Source organism: Bradyrhizobium sp. BRP19 (genome assembly GCF_020194195.1).
Taxonomy (GTDB): domain Bacteria; phylum Pseudomonadota; class Alphaproteobacteria; order Rhizobiales; family Xanthobacteraceae; genus Bradyrhizobium; species Bradyrhizobium yuanmingense.
In genome coordinates, this window is the sequence record NZ_JADYVZ010000003.1 from 134425 (window position 1) to 153088 (window position 18664).

Below are 18664 nucleotides of genomic sequence, written 5' to 3' on the forward strand. Positions count from 1 at the left end.
TCCGATGGCCATGAGTGCCAACGATTTTTCGCTGCAATCGCTGCTCCGGATCAAGACCGCCGCCGACCCTGCCCTGGTATTCGACGGCAAGGCCGTCTCTCGCGCGGAATTCTCGGCGAAGGTCGAGCAGAGCGCCGCCTGGCTAGCCGCGCAAGGCATCGGCAAGGGCGACGTCGTTGCGGTCTGGCTGGTCAACCGGGTCGAATGGCTGACACTGCTGTTCGCCGCCGCACGGCTCGGTGCGGTCGCCGCCGCCGTCAACACGCGCTACCGCAGCGCGGAAGTCGCGCACCTGCTCAAGCTGTCAGGCGCGAAGCTCATGGTGGTCGAGGCGGCATTCCGCGCGATCGACTTTGCCGCCATCCTCGCCGATGTCGCCGAGGCCGAGGTGCCCGCGCTGGAACGGCTGGCGGTGGTCGGCGCGGATGCGATCCCCGCACGCTGGCCCTGCGTGCGGTTCGATGCGTTCGAGACGCCTTACCCTTCCCCTCCGCCGCGCCAGGATGATGTCGACCTGCCCGTGCTGCTCTACACCACGTCGGGCACGACCAAGGGGCCGAAGCTCGTCGCGCATTCGCAAGCGACGCTGGCAACGCACGCCGCCTCCGTCGCCCACGCGCTCCAGCTCGATCACCACCGTCATTCGCTCCTGGCGATGCTGCCGTTCTGCGGCACCTTCGGCATGACGAGCCTGCTCGGCTTCCTCGCGGCCGGCGCGACCATTCATGTGCTCGATGCCTTCGAAGCAGCGCCGGCGCTGCAGATCCTCAGCACGGAGCGCATCACGCATTCCTTCGGTTCGGACGAGATGTTCCGGCGCATCCTCGCCCTCACCGATGCGCCACACCCGTTTCCGCATCTCGAAGTCTGCGGCTTCGCCGCGTTCCAACCGGGCTGGCGCGAGCTGGCTGTGGAAGCCGAAGCGCGCGGCATGAAGCTGTATGGCCTCTACGGTTCGAGCGAGGTGCAGGCGCTGTTCTCGATCGGCCGCCCCAGTGATGCCTTTGCCGATCGGATCGAGGGCGGCGGCTGGCCGATGTCGCCGGAGGCGAAAGTCCGCGTGCGCGATGTCGAGACCGGCGAGCTCGCCGCAAGCGGCGTCTCCGGCGAGATCGAGATCAGCGCGCCCTCGCGCTTCCTCGGCTACTTCAACAATCCGGAGGCGACGCGCGAGGCGATCACCGCCGGCGGCTTCTTCCGCACAGGCGACATCGGCCGGCTGCGCGGCGACGGGTCGTTCGTCTACGAGACCCGCGCCGGAGATGCGATGCGGCTCGGCGGCTTCCTGGTCGCGCCCGGTGAGATCGAGGACGAGCTCAAATCCTGCACCGGTGTCGCCGACGCCCAGGTCGTCGCCATCGATCTCAAGGGCCAGGCGCGCTGCGTCGCCTTCGTGATCCCGACAAGCGAGCCGCCCATCCAGGAGACGCTGATCGCGCGCCTGCGCGAGCGGCTCGCCGGCTACAAGGTGCCGGCGCGGATCTATGTCGTGGATGCCTTTCCAGTCACCGACAGTGCCAACGGCGTGAAGATCCAGCGCGCCCGGCTTCGCGCCATGGCGATGGAGCGGATCGCCGCCGAATAGACCCGTTCAGTACGACTTGTTCAGTACGATTTGGCGAGCCCCAGCACCTTTTCCGCGATGAAGCTGAGCGCGAGCTGCGGGCTGACCGGCGCGATGCGCGGGATCAGCACCTCCCGCAAATAGCGCTCGACATGGAATTCCTTGGCGTAGCCGAAGCCGCCATGGGTCATCACCGCCTGCTCGCAGGCCGAGAAGCCCGCTTCGCCCGCCAGATATTTTGCGGCATTGGCCGCCGCGCCGCAGGGCATGCCCTTGTCGTATTGCCAGGCCGCCGACATCACCATCAGCCAGGCCGCCTCGAGCTCGACCCAGTTCACCGCAAGCGGATGCTGGATGCCCTGGTTCTTGCCGATCGGCCGGTTGAACACGATTCGCGTCTTGGCGTATTCGGTCGCGCGCGACAGGGCGAGCTTGCCGAGGCCGACCGCCTCGGCCGCGATCAGAATACGCTCCGGATTCATACCTTCGAGGATGTACTCGAAACCCTTGCCTTCCTCGCCGATGCGGTCCTCCATCGGGATCTCGAAATCCTCGAAGAACAGCTCGTTGGAATCGACGATCTTGCGGCCCATCTTCTCGATCTCGTGGACCTTGATCCTGTTGCGGTCGAAATCGGTGTAGAACAGGCTGAGACCGTGGGTGGGCGAGCGCACCTCCTCCAGCGGCGTAGTGCGCGCCAGCAGCAAAATCTTGTGCGCGACCTGCGCGGTCGAGATCCACACCTTCTGACCATTGACGATGTAGCGGTCGTTCTTGGCGACCGCGCGGGTCTTGAGCTGGGTGGTGTTGAGGCCGGTGTTCGGCTCGGTGACGGCGAAGCACGCCTTCTCGCGGCCCTCGACCATCGGCGGCAGCATGCGCCTGCGCTGCTCCTCGGTGCCGAATACGACGACGGGGTTGAGCCCGAACACGTTGATATGCACCGCCGAGGCACCGGACATGCCGGCGCCCGACTCGGCGATGGTGCGCATCATGATCGCAGCTTCCGTGATGCCGAGCCCGGAGCCGCCATATTCCTCGGGCACGCAGATGCCGAGCCAGCCGGCATCTGCCAGCGCCTTGTGGAAGTCGTGCGGGAAGCCGCCGTCGTGGTCCTTCTTCAGCCAATAGGCGTCGGGAAAGCCTTCGCAGATCTTGGCGATGGCGTCGCGAATGGCTTCCTGCTGATCGGTGAGCGCGAAATCCATGGTCTTGACCTCCCTTCGCCAAGCATTGTTTAGCTCGAAAAACTACATGCAGATACGTGAATTTGCCCGCGAAGTGTGTCTACCATGCATGGGGTCATGCGGCGCGACGTGACGAATGCGCCGTTATTTCGCAGGGAGGAAACCGCGATGGCCGGACTTTATTTCGAGGACTTTTCCGTGGGCCAGGAGTTCAGGCATCCGCTGACCCGGACCGTCACGGAGATGGACAACACCATGTTCAGCCTGCTGACGCTCAATCCGCAGCCGCTGCACATCGACGCGCATTTCGCCGAGAAGACCGAGTTCGGCCAGCGCATTTTCAACAGCCTATACACCCTCGGCATCATGATCGGCATGACGGTCTATGATACGACCTTAGGGACTACCGTCGCCAATCTCGGCATGACCGACGTCACCTTTCCGAAGCCGGTCTTCCATGGCGACACGTTGCGGGCCACAACAAAGGTGCTCTCTGTGCGGGAATCCAGATCGCGGCCCAAGGCCGGCATCGTCGAGTTCGAGCATCATGCCCTGAACCAGAACGACGAGATTGTCGGCAAATGTCGCCGCATGGCGATGATGCACAAGAGGCCGGTCTGATGCGTTCGATGCTGTTCGTGCCGGGCGATTCCCGGCGCAAATTCGAGAAGGCGAGCGAAGGCAAGGCCGACGCGCTGATCATCGATCTCGAGGATTCCGTCGTCACCGAGAAGAAGGCGGAGGCGCGTGAGCTCACGCTCTCGATGCTGAAGAGCCGCCCCGGCCCGCATCAGCTCTATGTCCGCGTCAACGCGCTCGACACCGGCATGACGCTGGCCGATCTCGCCGCGATCATGCCGGGCAGGCCTGATGGCATCGTGCTGCCGAAATCGCAAGGCGGCGACGACGTGCGTCAGGTCGCGACCTGGCTCGAAGCTTTGGAAGCCGCCTCCGGCATCGCGATCGGCGCGACCCGCATCGTCTGCGTCGCGACGGAGACCGCCGGCTCGATCTTCGGGCTCGGCAGCTACAAGGGCAGCTCCCCTCGCCTCGCCGGACTGATGTGGGGCGCGGAAGATCTCTCCGCCTCGCTCGGCGCTACCGAGAAGGCGAGCGGCGGCGTGTTCCACAGCCCCTATCGCCTGGCGCGGGATCTCTGCCTGATCGCGGCGGCAGCCGCCGAGGTCGCGCCGATCGACACTGTTTACACCGACATCGACAATCTCGCCGGCCTCGAGCAGGAGACGCGTGCCGCGCGGCGCGACGGTTTTTCGGCCAAGGCGCTGATCCACCCCAAGCATGTCGACATCGTCAACGCGGCCTTCGCGCCGACGGAGGCCGAGCGCGCCTGGGCGGAGAAGGTGATCGCGGCGTTCGCGAGCAATCCCAATTCCGGCACGTTGCGGCTCGACGGTCAGATGATCGACAAGCCGCACCTTCGCGCGGCGATGAAGATTCTCGGCCAGTCCTAGAGCGGGACGCAAGCCGGGCCGGCTGCCGGCCTCAGTCGAACCCCTGAACGGGCGGTGCCGGGGAATGCGCCGGCGCGGCAGGCGCGGCTTGAACCGGGGGAGCCTGGACCGGCGGCGGGGCCGGATTGCCGGCAGCTCTCATCTGGCCGTTGGCGGCCATCGCCTCGCGCGTGCGCGACGGGCTGCCGGTCGCGGCGGCGCGACGCGGCGGCGGCTGCCGGTGCCTGGCCGACTGCGAGCCTCTCAGGCCCCAGGACCGGGCGATCGAAGGTCCGGCCGTGTAGCCGATCAAGGCGCCGGCGACCGCACCCACCGGCCCAAGCACGACCGCACCCGAGACCGCGCCGAGCGCCGCATCGCCCGCGCGCTCCTGCGCGAGCGCGCCCGCGGGCACGCAGGCCAACATTGCGACAGCAGTGATCAGTGCCTTGTTCATCGGAGCGCCTCCCTCGCGACAGATCACTCCTGCTCAAATATGGCCACACGAGGTTCGCTTGCCGGCCAACAAAAGGCAATCGCGCCCGGAACCCGGGCGTCCGGACAGCTCGATTGGCCGACCATCGATCTCCAGGAGCCAGCGACAAGGACAGGCGCGCCAACATCTTGACACCGCTCACCCGCTGAATATTTTTTTGCCGAGAAGAGATCTTCTCATCCTCGCAAACCAAAGGATCTAACGCGACCGTCTGGAGAGACGACGATGCTCGATGAGAATTTGGCCCGCATTCGTGCGCACCGCAACAACATCCACCGCTACCGGCGCCTGCTGAAGACCAGGCTGTCGCAGCTCGAGCGCCAATTCATCGAGAGGCGACTTGCCGAAGAGCGATCGGCGCTCGATGGCCTGACCGCCAGCACCTTTCCCGTCGGCTTCCGCGCCGCCGAAGCGCCGGCGAACGCGTTGGGGATGGCCCAATGAACAGCCAACGCGATCTGCTGATCCGCGGCAGCGAGAAGGTCATCGGCCATTACGAGCTGCTTCTTGCCAGCGCCAAGAGCGAGCATGAGCGCGAGCTCTATCGCCAGCGCATCGAACGCGAGCGGCGGCTGATCCGGGACCTGCAAGGCGAATGGGATCACCGCGCGGCCTGAGCTGGGAGATCACGCCTCCCGGGCTATCGCACATGAGATGTGGCTATGTGCACCGACTGTCTCCACAGCGTCATGGCCGGGCTTGTCCCGGCCATCCACGCCTTTCCACGCAGCACAAAGAACGTGGATGCCCGGGCCTTCGCCGCGCCGAAGCGGCTTCGGCCGCGCAGGCGGGACAAGCCCGGGCGTGACGACCTCCGCAAAATTCAAATGCCATAGCCCTGCCATCACAGGACGAACCGCTAGCGCGGTTCGTCCTGCGCATTCGTTTCAGCGGACGAGGCGATTGGGGCCTGCGAGTGCGCTGCTCGTGCCGGCTGCGGGCGCCACTCTCACCGTGGCGGTGAACGGCGCACCGTTGCGTAGCAGCGTGAGCTTCACGTCCTCGCCGATCCGCGCCAGGCCGATCGTGTTGCGGAGCTGGGCGGCAGTGCGGATCGGGCGGTCGTCGGCGCCGGTCACGACATCGCCCTTGCGCAGGCCGGCCTTCTCTGCGGGCGAATCCGCCGCGATCTCGGCGATGACGGCGCCCTGATTCAATCCCTTGTTGACCGACGGATGCAGGTCCTTCAGCGAAATGCCGATGCGGCCGCGCTCGACCCGGCCGCTCACGATGATCTGCTCCATCACCTTGCGCGCCATGTTGACCGGAATGGCAAAGCCGATGCCGACGTTGCCGCCCGCGGGCGAGATGATCGCCGAGTTGATGCCGACGAGCTCGCCACGCAGGCTGACCAGCGCGCCGCCGGAATTGCCGGGATTGATCGCCGCGTCGGTCTGGATGAAATCCTCATAGCCCTGCTTGCCGAGGCCGGTGCGGCCCAGCGCGCTGACGAGCCCCGAGGTCACGGTCTGGCCGAGGCCGAAGGGATTGCCGATCGCGAGGACGAAATCGCCGACATCGAGCCCGTCGCTGTCGCCGAAGGCAAGCGCCTTGAGCCCGACCGGGTTCTGAACCTGGAGCACCGCGACATCCGTGGGCGGATCACGGCCGATCACCTTGGCGGAGAACTGCCGGCCGTCCTTGGTCGTGATCTGAACGGCGGATGTGCCCTCGACCACGTGATTGTTGGTCAGCACATAGCCGCGCTGGGCGTCGACGATCACCCCGGAGCCGGTCGCATTGACCTCCTTCTCGATCTGCCGGGGAACGTCGAAGAACTCGCGAAACAGCGGATCGCGATAGAGCGGGTTGTCCTCGCGCACGCGGCCATGCACGGAGATGTTGACCACCGCGGGCGTCACCTGGCGCACCAGCGGCGCCAGGGTCGGCACCAGGCCGCCGGTCTTCACATCCGGGATCTGGCCGGCGGCAGGCTGCGACGCCGTGAGCGTCAGCATCAGCAAGGCCAGGAACAGCAGACGCACAGCATTCATCATCGTCACCCTGCCGCTTGTGTTGTGGGGAGTTTCGAAACCTTCGTGGCTTCAGCCTTCGTCGCCTGACGCGACGATCCAGCCTTGCAGGGCCAGAAGCGGGACAGTCCAGGCTGCCGCGGCCTGACCGAGCAGCACGAGAGCGAGGACGGTGGGCGTGACTATCATGCCGCCTGCCCTTCGGCGGCGGCCCATGGCCGCCGCAGCCGCATCGGCACGCCGCCGCCGCGCGGCGGGTCGTCATTGTCGTTGTCGCCGTCGAGCTTGCGCAAGGCGGCTAGAATGTCGACGAGCCGGACCATGTGGCTCATGCCGGGAATCTCGCGCAAGGCGGGACAGGATTCGACCGCATACATGTCCGATGCCCAGGACGACAGGATGACGCGCTTCTCGGGCGACGAGAGATCCTCGGCATTCAGGACGTCGGCAGGCGAGTCGTAGTGGGCGGCGGGATGAAACAGCGGATTGAGAGTGCCGGAACTGGTATTCACGTTGGTCATCGATGGGTCTCCCACATGCTCCTTTCCAGGGGGACGGCTTGTTGACGATGAGACGGCGGCGCCACATCGCCGCCGTCTCACCTGACGTTAGTGCGTATTGATCGCGATGCGCTTGACGCCTTCGCGTGCCTTCTCCGATTTCGGCAGCGACACGGTCAGGACGCCATTCCTAAACGACGCCTCTGCCTTGTCCTCCTCGACACCCTCCAGCGGAATCTGCCGTTCGAAGGCGCCGTAATAGCACTCGGTGAAGAACCTGCCTTCGCCGTTGCGCTCCGCCTTCTTCTCGCCGCGGACGGTCAGCACGCCATTGGCGATCTCGACCTGAACGTCCTTCTCCGTCAGGCCGGGAAGCTCCGCCGAGACGGTCAGCGTCTTGTCGGTCTCGCTGAGCTCGACCTTCGGCCAGCCGAACCGGCCCTCCATCAGCGGCGACAGGCTGGTCGCCCCGAAGCCGCGGAAGACATCGTCGAACAGACGGTTCATCTCGCGGTGAAGCGTCAGGAACGGATCGAAATTGTCGCGCGCCGGCGCAAGCTCCTGGTTTTTCGACCAGGGAATGAGATCACGAAAAGCCATGGTACCCTCCTTCATGCATCGGAAAGCGCGGCCCGCGCACGCGCGCGCCGCGTTCCGCTACCTGTTCGATCGAGCGCTCAGGCTGCTTTCTTCTGCTCGATCTGCGTTGCCGCAGGAGCGCCGCCCGCGATCGGAATGCGGCGCGGCTTCATGGCTTCCGGAACCTCGCGGACGAGGTCGATGATCAGGAGCCCGTCCTGGAACGAGGCCTGCTTCACCTGGACGTAATCGGCGAGGTTGAACACGCGCCGGAACGGACGCGCGGCGATGCCTTGGTACAGATATTCGCGCGCGGCGGTCTCGGGCTTTCTGCCCTCGATGGTGAGCGCGTTCTGTTCGGCCGTCACGGTGATGTCGCTCGCGCCGAAGCCCGCCACCGCAAGGCTGATCCGGTAGTGGTCTTCGCCGGAACGCTCGATGTTATAGGGGGGATAATTATCCTCGGTCGCCTGGCGCAGCGTGCTGTCGACGAGGTCGGCCAGGTGGTCGAAGCCGATGGTGGAGCGCCACAGCGGCGCGAAGTCAAAGCTGGTCCTCATAACCAAGTCCTCCTGAGAGCAAGATGGATACGAAGGAGCGCAAGGCGGGAATTCAGACGGGTCTGAAACGACCTGCCCGGCGCCCGTGCCGGACCCGGTTGGCATCCGGCACACCGCTCTCGCGGCGAAAAACGACTTAGAAAACCGGAAACCGGTTTCAAGAGGGGCCAACGGATTTTTTTTCGACCCCATTGATGGTCCGCCGAGCCCGGACGCTCTCGGCGGCATCGGCAAGGTAAAATAGGGGTAAAATGGGCGGGTCGAGGGTAAGGCCAGGTTGCCTCCGCGCATCTGGCCCCGGGCAACGCGCATGACGAACCAGGCGGCAGCACACCGCAGACCAGGGACCCGACCGCGTCCGGCCGGTCGCACGGCCGGCGCGATTGCCCTGCTGGCCGTCGCAACCGCCTTTGCGGCACAGGCCGATGACATTGCCATCTCGCCTGCCGGGCTAAAGACGCTCGGAACGATCGATGCGCGCTTTCAATCCTACAACATCGAGATGGTGGAGGTGACCGGCGGACGGTTCTGGAAGCCTTATCCGCGAACCGCACGTGCCTTCGACGAACGGGATCGTTACAGCGCGCGGCCGCCGATCGATCTTGCCAATGCGCGACTGCGCCTGCTCGCCGCGGCGTTGTCGCCGGCCTATCTGCGCGTGAGCGGCACCTGGGCCAATGCGACGTTCTTTGCCGAGGCGCCGGGAGCCCCACCGCCGGGATTCAACACGGTGCTCAGCCGAGCGCAGTGGCGCGGCGTCGTGGAGTTCGCGGATGCCGTCGATGCGGAGATCGTCACCTCCTTTGCGATCAGTCCCGGCAGCCGCGATGACTACGGCATATGGAAGCCGGATCAGGCGCAGCAGCTGGTCGACACCACGCGCGCTCTGGGTGGGCGCATCGCCGCCGCCGAATTCATGAACGAGCCGACGCTCGCAGCGACGGGCGGTGCACCGGCGGGCTATGACGCGGCCGCGTATGGCCGCGACTTCAAGGTCTTTCGCGAGTGGATGCGGCGCGCCGCACCGGAGACGCTGATCCTCGGTCCCGGCTCGGTCGGCGATGCACCATCGCCGTCTGGAGCGGGGCTCACCACGCGGGACCTGCTTGCCGCATCCGGTCCCGGCGTCGATCGGTTCTCTTATCACCATTACAACACGATCTCACCGCGATGCGGCGGGCACGACGATCCGGCGCAGGCCCTCTCGGAGCAATGGCTGGCGCGCACGGATACGACACTCCGGACCTACCAGGCGCTGCGCAACGCATTCGAGCCGGGCAAGCCGATCTGGCTGACCGAGACGGCTGATGCCGCCTGCGGCGGCGGCTTATGGGACCGGACTTTTCTGGACACGTTCCGCTACCTCGACCAGCTCGGACGCCTGGCGAGGGCCGGCGTCCAAGTGGTGATGCACAACACGCTGGCTGCCAGCGATTACGGCCTGCTCGACGAAACAACGTTCCGGTCGCGGCCGAGCTATTGGGCCGCGCTGCTCTGGCGCCGGCTGATGGGAACGATCGTGCTCGACGCAGGCAAACCTGCTGCGCGCGATCTCCATCTTTACGCGCATTGCCACCCAGCCACGACAGGTGCGGTGTCGCTGCTCGCAATCAACACGTCGCGCGGCACATCGCGCACGCTATCGCTGCCGGATTCCGCCGAGCGGTACACGCTGCACGCAGCGCAGTTGCAGGGTACGATTGTGCAGTTGAACGGCAAGAGGCTCACGCTGACCCCTGAGGGCCAGCTGCCCCGGCTCGAGGCACGCGCAGCACCGCCGGGAGCAGTCAGGCTTGCGCCGACGACCATCACCTTCCTGGTGTTTCCGAACGCTGCAAATCCGGCTTGCTTGTCCCGACGCTCAGGATCTTAGCGAGTCCCGCGCCGTCTCCGGCGCCAGCAGCGTCGCGACGATCGTGATGACCGACAGCGCGACGATGTAGACCGACACCGCCCAGTACGATCCGGCCCAGGCCAGCAGCGCAGCCGCGATCAGCGGCGAGAAGCCGCCGCTCAAGGCCGCCGCGACGTTGGCGCCGAGCGAAGCGCCGCTGTAGCGCACCTGGGTGCGAAACAGCTCCGGCATGAACGCGGCCTTCGGCCCGAACAGCAGCGCATGGGTGAGCGTCATCGTGACGACGAGCGCAAGCGTGATCAGCGCCGGCTCCCTGGTGTCGAGGAACCAGAACAGCGGGAACGCCAGGGCCACCGAGAAGACGCCGCCGGCCAGATACAGCGCCTTGCGTCCGAAGATGTCGGACAGCCAGCCGGCCAGCGGCAGCGTCGCGAACTCGACGATCGCGGCATAGACCACCGCATCCAGGATCACCTGCCGGGGCAGGCCGAGCCTGGTCGTCGCGTAAACCACCGTGAACACGGTGAGGAGATAAGCGAGCCCGACCTCCGATACCGTGATGCCGATCGCGAGCAGAAAGCTGCGCCAGTCGCGGCGCAGCACTTCGAGGGCCGGCTGCGCCAGCACCTCCTTGCGCTCGACGATCTCCTTGAAGTGAGGCGTCTCGGCGAGCTTGAGCCGCACGATGAAGCCGACGCCGACCAGCAGAATGCTGATCAGGAACGGCACGCGCCAGCCCCAGCTGAGGAAGTCCGCCTCGGGCAGCTTCGTCATCAGGGCGAAGATGCCGGTGGAGGCGGCGACGCCGACGGGAAAGCCGACCTGCACCAGGCTGCCGTAGAAGCCGCGGCGATTGCCGGCGTGCTCGATCACCATCACGACCGCGCCGCTCCACTCGCCCCCGAGCCCGATGCCCTGAACGAAACGGAGGATCACGAGGAGTATCGGCGCCCAGACGCCGATCTGATCGTAGGTCGGCAGGCACCCGATCAGAAAGGTGCCGAGCCCCATCGCGATCATGGTCGCAACCAGCATGGTCTTGCGGCCGAGCCGGTCGCCGTAATGCCCAATGATGGCGCCGCCGATCGGCCGCGCAACGAAGCCGACCGCATAGGTCGAGAATGCCGCGAGCGTGCCGACGAAGGGATCGAAGCTCGGGAAGAACAGTTTGTTGAAGACGAGCGCCGCCGCCGTGCCGTAGATCAGGAAATCGTACCACTCGATCGCGGTACCGAGCGCGCTCGCCCACACCACATGCGCCGTCGTCGATCGCTCCGCGGAAGCGGAGACCCCCGTTGCTGTCGTCATGCCCTGCCCCAAAGGATTCCAGTGGGCATCATGGCCAAACGTTGTGACGGTTGCAATCTGTGGAGGTGTTGCCTCCTCACTGGATTTGCGGCGCGGGATTTTGTGCGCAGGTGGCGCAACACCCGTCATTGCGAGGAGCCCTTGCGACGAAGCAATCCAGACCGCCTCCGCGGGAAGACTCTGGATTGCTTCGCTTCGCTCGCAATGACGGGTGTTGAGGCAGGAGCGCTCCTTAAGGGGCATCACCCGGCCATCGTGGAACCGGCCCGACAGCCGTTATTCGCCATTGACAAACTAATTCGCCATTATCTAATTTCCCTTACAACGACCCTGCCGCACCAAGCGGCCAAAAAGAGAGGAAACGATAATGAGAGGGCTTCTGGCCTGCGCCGTGCTCGCGGCCATGACTTCGGCTGCCATGACCACAGGTGCCAGCGCGCAAGTGTCCGACGACGCGGTGCGGATCGGCGTGCTGACGGATTTGTCGAGCTGGGGCCGCGACAACTCTGGGCCGGGCTCGGTCGAGGCTGCCAAGATGGCCGTGGAGGAATTCGGGCCGACCGTGCTCGGCAAGCCGATCGAGATCATCAGCGCCGACCACCAGATGAAGACCGATGTCGGCGTTCAGATCGTCCGCGGCTGGTTCGACAACGGCAAGGTCGACGCCGTCGTCGACATCCCCAATTCCGGCATCGCCATCGCCGTGCACAACATGGTGCGCGAGCGCGGCAAGGTCGCCCTGCTCTCCGGCCCCGGCGCGAGCTCGCTGACCGACGAGCTGTGCAGCCCGAACACCGTGCACTTCACCTACGACACCTATGCGCTCTCGAAGGTGACGGCCTCCGCCGTGATCCGGGAAGGCGGCAAATCCTGGTACTTCATCACCGCGGATTATGCCTTCGGCCATCAACTCGAGAAGGACGCCACGCGCTTCATCAACGAGATGGGCGGCAAGGTGCTCGGCGGCGTCAAGCATCCGACCAACACCGCCGACTTCTCCTCCTTCGCGCTGCAGGCGCAGAGCTCGAAATCCGATGTGGTCGCCTTCGCCAATGCCGGCCAGGACACCGATAACGCCATCAAGCAGTCCGGCGAGTTCGGCCTGGTCCAGGGCGGTCAGAAGCTGGTCGGCCTCTTGATGTTCGACACCGACGTGCACGCCATCGGCCTGAAGGCCGCGCAGGGCACCTATATGACCACGGCGTCCTACTGGGCCATGGACGAGGCCACCCGCGCCTGGTCGAAAAAGTTCTACGAGCGCACCAAGGTGATGCCGACCATGATTCAGACCGGCGTCTACGGCGCGGTGCTGCACTATCTCAAGGCGATCAAGGCGGCCGGCACCGACGATTCCGCCAGGGTGATGGCGAAGATGCGCGAGCTGCCGATCGAGGATATCTTCGTCCATGGCGGCAAGTTGCGCGAGGACGGCCGTGTCATCCGCGACATGTATCTCGCCAAGGTGAAGACCCCCGCGCAGTCCAAGGAGCCGTGGGATTATCTGGACATCGTCAAGACCGTGAAGGGCGATGACGCCTTCCGCCCGGTCTCCGAATCCAAGTGTCCGCTCCTGAAGAAGTGAGGCCCGATATGGCTGGCAACGAGCATGGCACCATGGAGACGTACGAGTGCGACGTGCTCGTCGCCGGATCGGGTTGCTCCGGCATGTCGGCCGCGATCACCGCGCGTCATCGCGGGCTCGACGTGCTGATCGTCGAGAAGGAGCCGCGCTTCGGCGGCACCACGGCCCGCTCCGGCGGTTGGCTCTGGATTCCCGGCACCTCGCTGGCAAAGGCATATGGCATCGAGGAAACGCCGGAGCAGGCCCGCACGTATTTGCGGCATGAGGCGGGCAACAATTACGACGCAGCACGCGTCGATGCCTTTCTGAGCGCCGGTCCTGAAGCTGTCGATTTCTTCACCACCAAGACGGCGCTGCGCTTCGACATGCCGCTGGTGTTTCCCGACTACCATGCCGAAGCGCCCGGCGGCGCCCAGGGCGGCCGCTCCATGGTGACGCGCCCGTTCGACGGCCGCGAGCTCGGCAATCTCATCAAATCGCTCGGCATGCCGCTGCCCGAGCTCACCGTGTTCGGCATGATGCTCGGAAGCGGCAAGGAGATCATCCACTTCATGCGGGTGACGAAGTCGCTGACCTCGGCGGTCTATGTCGCGAAGCGCCTGACGCGGCATTTCATGGACGTGCTGCGCTATGGCCGCGGCATGACGCTCACCAACGGCAATGCGCTCGCAGGCCGCCTCGCAAAGTCAGCGCTCGACCTGAAGATTCCGATGTGGCTGTCCTCGCCGGTGCGCGAGCTGACGGTCGAGAACGGCGCCGTGACCGGCGCCATCGTATCGCGCGAGGGACGCGAGGTGCGCGTTCGTGCACGACAGGGCGTTGTGCTCGCCTGCGGCGGCTTTCCGCATGACGTCGGGCGGCGCAGGAAGATGTTCCCGCATGCGCCGACCGGCGTTGAGCATTATTCGCCCGGGCCTACGGGCAATACCGGCGACGGCTTGCGCCTCGCAGAAGGCGCCGGCGGCCGCATCGAGGACCGCCTGCCGAACGCAGCGGCCTGGGTGCCGGTATCGCTGACCACGCGCAAGGACGGCTCCAAGGGAGTGATGCCGCACTTCATCGATCGCGCCAAGCCCGGCGTGATCGCGGTGATGCGCGACGGCAGGCGTTTCGCCAATGAGGGCAATTCCTATCACGACTTCGTCCAGGCCATGATCAAGGCCGCCAAGCCCGGCGAGGAGATCGCCGCATTTCTCGTCTGCGATCACAATACGCTGCGCAAATACGGCCTCGGCTGCGTGCCGCCGTTCCCGATGCCGCTGGGTCATCATTTGAAGACCGGCTATCTCATGCGCGGCGATACGCTGGAAGCGCTGGCGGCGAAAGCCGGGATCGACGCCAAGGCGTTCGCCGAAACGGTCAGGCAGTTCAATGTGACGGCGCCGCTGGGACAGGACGCCGCCTTCGGCAAGGGCTCGAAGGCCTATAACCGCTACCAGGGCGATGCGCTGCACGGCCCCAACCCCTGCGTCGCACCGATCGAGAACGGACCGTTCTACGCCATCAAGATGGTGATCGGCGATCTCGGCACCTATGCCGGCATCGTCACCGACGCGAACGCACGGGCGCTCGATGCCGAAGGACGGGTGATTCCCGGTCTCTATGCCGCCGGCAACGACATGGCGAGCATCATGGGCGGCAATTATCCGGGCGCCGGCATCACGCTTGGGCCGGCGCTGACCTTCGGCTACATTGCCGGCAGACATCTTGCCGACAGCGCCGCCAAGCGCGACGCGGCGTAGAGCATGATCCGGAAAAGTGTGCAGCGGTTTTCCGAAGAGATCATGCTCAAACAGTGACTGAGGCCCATCGGAGGCGCATGAAGAGAGAGAGCCGCGGCATCCAGTCGATCGAGGTCGGCGGCGAATTGCTCCGCGCGCTCGCCCGCAGCGGCGAGCCGATGATGCTGCGCGATCTCGCCCGCGAGGCCGGCATGACGCCGGCCAAGGCGCATCCTTATCTCGCCAGCTTCTCCCGCATCGGCCTGATCGAGCAGGACGAGACCACCGGCCGCTACGAGATCGGCGCGCTGGCGCTGGAGCTCGGCCTGATCAGCCTGCGCCGCCTCTCGGGCGTGCGCATCGCGCGTCCCAAGATCGCGGGCCTTGCGAGCCAGATCGGCCACACCGTCTCGCTCGCGGTCTGGGGCACGCACGGCCCGACCGTGGTGCAGCTCGAAGAGCCGGCCCAGCCGGTGCACATCGTGATGCGCGTCGGCTCGGTGATGGCGCTGCTGGAGACCGCCACGGGCCGCGCGTTTGCGGCGTTCCTGCCGGAGAAGACGATCAGCGCCGCGCTCGACAGCGGCCTCGACCGTTATGGCGTCGGCTACAACCCGAAGCGCGCCGTGAAGGGGGCGAAGGTCGCCGAGATGCTGACCGAGGTGCGCAAGCACGGCCTCGCCCGTGCGCTCGGCGATCCCCTGCCTGGCGTCAACGCGTTCTCCGCGCCGGTGTTCGATCATTCCGGCCACGTCGCGCTGGTCATCACCGCGATGGGCCCGGAAGGCACTTTTGACGCCCGCTGGGACAGCCCGATCGCGCATGCGCTGCGCGACTGCGCCGGGGGCATCTCGAAGCGGCTGGGTTACGGGTTGACGGTCGCGGCGGAGTAAGAGGCAGACTGCCTGCCTCACGACGACTGTCATTCCCCGCGAAAGCGGGGAATCCAGTACGCCGCGGCCCATCGATTCAATCACTGCTGCCTCGGAGTACTGGATCGCCCGGTCAAGCCGGGCGACGACACCGAGTGTGGGGGCGACAACGGCCCTACTTCTCCTTCACCGGCACCGTGTAGTTCAGGACCAGCCGGCCGCCGTCGGGATAGATTGTCTGCCCCGTGATATAGGACGCATCGTCGCTGGCAAGGAAGGCTACGACGGAGGCCACCTCGCTCGGCTCGCCGCCACGGCCAGCGGGCGTGCGCGACAGCACGGTCTTGCGCGCGTCCTCGGACGTGTAGATCGCTGAGGCCACCATGTCGGTCAGGATCGTGCCCGGTCCGACCGCGACGACGCGGATGTTGTGCGGGGCCAGTGCGACCGCGGCGACCGAGGTGAGCTGCTTCATGCCGCCCTTCGACATCGCGTAGGTCGCAAGCGACGGGATCGCCAGCAGCGCATTTACCGAGGACATGTTGACGATGACCCCGCCGCCGCCTTGCGCGATCATCTGCCTCGCCGCCGCCTGCACGCCGAAGAACGCGCCTTTCAGATTGATGCCGATGATCTCGTCAAATTCCTCTTCGGTGATGTCGAGGATGTCGCGGTTGCGGGCGACGCCGGCATTGTTGACCATGATGTCGAGCCGGCCGAACTCCTTCACCGCGGTCGCGACCAGCTGATCGACATCAGCACGCTTGGCGACGTTGCCGACGATGGCGCGCAGGGAATCCGGCCGCCCAAGCTCGGCGGCCGTGGCCGCCAAGCCCTCGGCATCGACGTCGGAGATCACGACCTTGACGCCGTCGTCCAAAAATCTCTTCGCGCAGGCCTTGCCGATGCCGCGCGCCGCGCCGGTGATGGCGGCGACCTTGCCGGATAGTTTCATGGGTTCACTCCTGGATGTGTGACGATCTCACGGACGCATTCACGCAAAGACGCGCGGGCGCAGCCCGGCATGAAACCAGGTGATCATGGAATAGATGTCATAGACGGGCAATCCGACTTCGGCCTGAAGCGCGGCGGCATAAGGCGGCATGTTGGTGCATTCGAGCACGATGGCGCCGACATCGGGATGCTTTGCGACGAGCTCCTTGCCGGCCTCGACCACGTCGCGCTCGGCTTGCGCGATGTCCATGTCGTCCTTCTCGGCCTTGATCAGGACACGGAAGAACTCCTTGCCGCTCTCGGTGCCGACCAGCGGCGTGTCGAGCGGCACGCCGGCGCCTTCGAGATGGGCCGGTGTCAAGGTCGAGCCCGACACCGTGACGAGGCCGACGCGCTTGCCGGGCGGCAGGGTCGCCTGCACCCACGGCACCTGCATCAGCGAGGAAGTCGCGACGGGAACGCCGACGGCCGCCGCGATCTCCTTCTGGAACAGCGAGAGGAAGCCGCAATTGGTGGTGATGGCCTCCGCTCCCAGCCGCACCAGATCCTTGGCCGCATCGATGAAGTCGGGCAAGAGGCCGGCCGCGCCCTTCAGCACGACCTTTTCGGGCGAGGCGCCGCTCACCACGCGATAGAGCACCGGGAATGGCCAGGTCATGCCGTTGCCCATGTCGCCGGGAATGCGGGGAAAGCGCGCCTCCAGCATCAGGATGCCGAGCGGCGCGCCGTAGATGGCCTTGCCGCCACGGGCGATGCGGGAGGGCGAGCTGACTGAGTTGGTCATAGTGCGCTCTCAGAGGAAACGATCGGGCGCAAACGGCGCGAGCGGAATCTCCGGCGCCTTGCCGCTCACGAGCTGGGCGACCAGACGGCCGGTGCGGGCCGAGCCGACCAGGCCGACATGGCCGTGGCCGAAAGCATAGACGATGTCGCGCGAGGCGCGCGCATAGCCGATGCAGGGACGTCCGTCCGGCATGCTCGGCCGATGGCCGAACCAGGTCTTGACGCGCGAGACCGGAATGTCCTTCGGCAGTTTCGGGAACATGCTGACGAGGTGGTTGCGCAGAATCTCGGCGCGCTTCCAGTTCGGCGCGGCCTCGAGGCCGGCGATCTCGACCGTGCCGGCGGCGCGCAGGCCCTTGTTGGTCCAGTTCACCACCAGCTTGGCGTCGGAGGCCATGATCGAGCTGCGCGGGCCGACTTCCGGATTCTCGATCACGACATGATAGCCGCGCTCGGTCTCGAGCGGGAGGGGATCGCCGACCGACGCGGTGAGCTGCTTCGAGCGGGCACCGGCCGCGACCACCGCGGCGTCACAGGCGATCTCGCCGGTCTCGGTGACCACAGCGACGAGCTTGCCGCCCTTGAGCTTCAGCCCGGTCGCCTTGGCGCGTACGTGCTTCGCGCCGCTGGCAATCGCATGATTGGCAAGGGCTGCAACATAAGCGCCGGGATCGCGGCAGCGCCCGGCTTCCTCCACCACGACGCCAAAGGTGTAGCGCGGATGCAGATCCGGCTCACGCTGGCGCATTTCGTCGGCATTGAGCTCCAGCCATTCGACGCCAACCTTCCTGCGCAGGCGCCAGCCGAGATCATTGTCGAAATTGCCGCGCGATGTGAACACGTGCATCACGCCGTTGCGCTCGATCAGCTCGGGGACGCCGGCTTCTTCCGCGAGCTTCCTGTGCAGCAGCGGCGCGTCCTTCAGGAGATCGCGCAGCGCGAACGCCGTGGTCTCGACCCGCGCCGCGGTCCAGCCCGAGAGCAGATACTTGATCAGCCAGGGCAGCGCCTTCGGCAAGTAAGACCAGCGGATCGCGAGCGGGCCGAGCGGGTCCAGGAGATAGCCCGGCACCTTCTTCCAGACGCCGGGCTCGGCCGGCGGGATCACCGAATGCGACGACAGCCAGCCGGCATTGCCGTAGCTCGCCGCCTGCTCGCCGCCGGGCTCGCCCGGATCGATCAGCGTCACGCGATGTCCCTCGCGCAGCGCCTCGATAGCGCTGATCACGCCGATCGCGCCGGCTCCGATGATGGCGACGTGGCGGCCGTCAGGCATCGC

At 66.0% G+C, this 18664-nt stretch carries 19 protein-coding genes; 9 read left to right on the forward strand and 10 right to left on the reverse strand.

Annotated features, from left to right (window positions below):
* Positions 1 to 10 precede the first annotated feature (10 nt).
* Positions 11 to 1585, forward strand: a complete 1575-nt coding sequence (locus I6F36_RS10855) for an AMP-binding protein (RefSeq protein WP_225171631.1) — start codon at positions 11 to 13, stop codon at positions 1583 to 1585.
* A gap of 20 nt (positions 1586 to 1605) precedes the next feature.
* On the opposite strand, the gene I6F36_RS10860 is transcribed toward I6F36_RS10855, so the two are convergent.
* The gene (locus I6F36_RS10860) at positions 1606 to 2772 is read right to left on the reverse strand and encodes an acyl-CoA dehydrogenase family protein (protein WP_036007218.1); all 1167 of its coding nucleotides are present in this window, start codon (positions 2770 to 2772) and stop codon (positions 1606 to 1608) included.
* Positions 2773 to 2868: 96 nt separating this feature from the next.
* Between I6F36_RS10860 and I6F36_RS10865 the strand changes: the two genes are divergently transcribed.
* The gene (locus I6F36_RS10865) at positions 2869 to 3372 is read left to right on the forward strand and encodes a MaoC family dehydratase (protein ID WP_338076419.1); all 504 of its coding nucleotides are present in this window, start codon (positions 2869 to 2871) and stop codon (positions 3370 to 3372) included.
* Entirely contained in the window at positions 3372 to 4223 is an 852-nt protein-coding gene (locus I6F36_RS10870; RefSeq protein WP_225126117.1) for a CoA ester lyase, read from the forward strand. Before I6F36_RS10865 ends, I6F36_RS10870 begins: the two co-directional genes overlap by 1 nt.
* A 31-nt stretch (positions 4224 to 4254) precedes the next feature.
* Here I6F36_RS10870 and I6F36_RS10875 read toward each other — a convergent pair whose 3' ends face one another.
* Positions 4255 to 4659 (reverse strand): hypothetical protein, encoded by a 405-nt coding sequence (locus I6F36_RS10875; RefSeq protein ID WP_225112093.1) that lies wholly within the window; start codon positions 4657 to 4659, stop codon positions 4255 to 4257.
* Between the two features lie 264 nt (positions 4660 to 4923).
* Between I6F36_RS10875 and I6F36_RS10880 the strand changes: the two genes are divergently transcribed.
* Together I6F36_RS10880 and I6F36_RS10885 are read left to right on the forward strand one after the other, a co-directional pair.
* Positions 4924 to 5142, forward strand: a complete 219-nt coding sequence (locus tag I6F36_RS10880) for a hypothetical protein (RefSeq protein WP_036007194.1) — start codon at positions 4924 to 4926, stop codon at positions 5140 to 5142.
* The gene (locus tag I6F36_RS10885) at positions 5139 to 5315 is read left to right on the forward strand and encodes a hypothetical protein (protein WP_172786903.1); all 177 of its coding nucleotides are present in this window, start codon (positions 5139 to 5141) and stop codon (positions 5313 to 5315) included. Before I6F36_RS10880 ends, I6F36_RS10885 begins: the two co-directional genes overlap by 4 nt.
* A gap of 270 nt (positions 5316 to 5585) precedes the next feature.
* Here the strand turns inward: I6F36_RS10885 and I6F36_RS10890 are convergent, their stop codons facing one another.
* The 4 genes from I6F36_RS10890 to I6F36_RS10905 all read right to left on the reverse strand — a co-directional run bounded on the left by I6F36_RS10890 (position 5586) and on the right by I6F36_RS10905 (position 8310).
* Positions 5586 to 6692, reverse strand: coding sequence for a trypsin-like peptidase domain-containing protein (locus I6F36_RS10890; RefSeq protein WP_225171632.1), 1107 nt, complete (start codon positions 6690 to 6692; stop codon positions 5586 to 5588).
* A 164-nt stretch (positions 6693 to 6856) separates the two neighbouring features.
* Positions 6857 to 7192 carry a hypothetical protein gene (locus I6F36_RS10895; protein WP_225171419.1) on the reverse strand — a complete coding sequence of 112 codons (336 nt, stop codon included), beginning with the start codon at positions 7190 to 7192 and terminating at the stop codon, positions 6857 to 6859.
* Between the two features lie 87 nt (positions 7193 to 7279).
* Positions 7280 to 7771, reverse strand: a complete 492-nt coding sequence (locus I6F36_RS10900; protein ID WP_036007189.1) for an Hsp20/alpha crystallin family protein — start codon at positions 7769 to 7771, stop codon at positions 7280 to 7282.
* A gap of 77 nt (positions 7772 to 7848) precedes the next feature.
* Complete coding sequence (locus I6F36_RS10905; protein WP_025034360.1) at positions 7849 to 8310, reverse strand: Hsp20 family protein; 462 nt, start codon at positions 8308 to 8310, stop codon at positions 7849 to 7851.
* A gap of 310 nt (positions 8311 to 8620) precedes the next feature.
* Between I6F36_RS10905 and I6F36_RS10910 the strand changes: the two genes are divergently transcribed.
* The gene (locus tag I6F36_RS10910; protein ID WP_225171420.1) at positions 8621 to 10183 is read left to right on the forward strand and encodes a hypothetical protein; all 1563 of its coding nucleotides are present in this window, start codon (positions 8621 to 8623) and stop codon (positions 10181 to 10183) included.
* Here the strand turns inward: I6F36_RS10910 and I6F36_RS10915 are convergent.
* Positions 10172 to 11473, reverse strand: a complete 1302-nt coding sequence (locus I6F36_RS10915; protein ID WP_225146840.1) for an MFS transporter — start codon at positions 11471 to 11473, stop codon at positions 10172 to 10174. The genes I6F36_RS10910 and I6F36_RS10915 overlap by 12 nt on opposite strands.
* Before the next feature lie 367 nt (positions 11474 to 11840).
* Here I6F36_RS10915 and I6F36_RS10920 point away from each other — a divergent pair, with 367 nt between their 5' ends.
* The 3 genes from I6F36_RS10920 (at position 11841) to I6F36_RS10930 (ending at position 15669) form a co-directional block, all read left to right on the forward strand.
* A complete protein-coding gene (locus I6F36_RS10920) occupies positions 11841 to 13055 on the forward strand; it encodes an ABC transporter substrate-binding protein (RefSeq protein ID WP_225171421.1) in 1215 nt (404 codons plus the stop codon).
* Positions 13056 to 13063: 8 nt separating this feature from the next.
* Positions 13064 to 14797, forward strand: coding sequence for an FAD-dependent oxidoreductase (locus I6F36_RS10925; protein ID WP_225171422.1), 1734 nt, complete (start codon positions 13064 to 13066; stop codon positions 14795 to 14797).
* A gap of 77 nt (positions 14798 to 14874) precedes the next feature.
* Positions 14875 to 15669, forward strand: a complete 795-nt coding sequence (locus tag I6F36_RS10930) for an IclR family transcriptional regulator (protein ID WP_225171423.1) — start codon at positions 14875 to 14877, stop codon at positions 15667 to 15669.
* 154 nt (positions 15670 to 15823) lie between these two features.
* On the opposite strand, the gene I6F36_RS10935 is transcribed toward I6F36_RS10930, so the two are convergent.
* The 3 genes from I6F36_RS10935 to I6F36_RS10945 are packed head-to-tail and all read right to left on the reverse strand — an operon-like array spanning position 15824 to position 18661.
* Positions 15824 to 16603, reverse strand: coding sequence for an SDR family NAD(P)-dependent oxidoreductase (locus I6F36_RS10935; protein ID WP_225171424.1), 780 nt, complete (start codon positions 16601 to 16603; stop codon positions 15824 to 15826).
* A 39-nt stretch (positions 16604 to 16642) separates the two neighbouring features.
* Complete coding sequence (locus I6F36_RS10940) at positions 16643 to 17386, reverse strand: aspartate/glutamate racemase family protein (protein ID WP_225171425.1); 744 nt, start codon at positions 17384 to 17386, stop codon at positions 16643 to 16645.
* 9 nt (positions 17387 to 17395) lie between these two features.
* A complete protein-coding gene (locus I6F36_RS10945; RefSeq protein WP_225139174.1) occupies positions 17396 to 18661 on the reverse strand; it encodes an FAD-binding oxidoreductase in 1266 nt (421 codons plus the stop codon).
* Positions 18662 to 18664 lie beyond the last annotated feature (3 nt).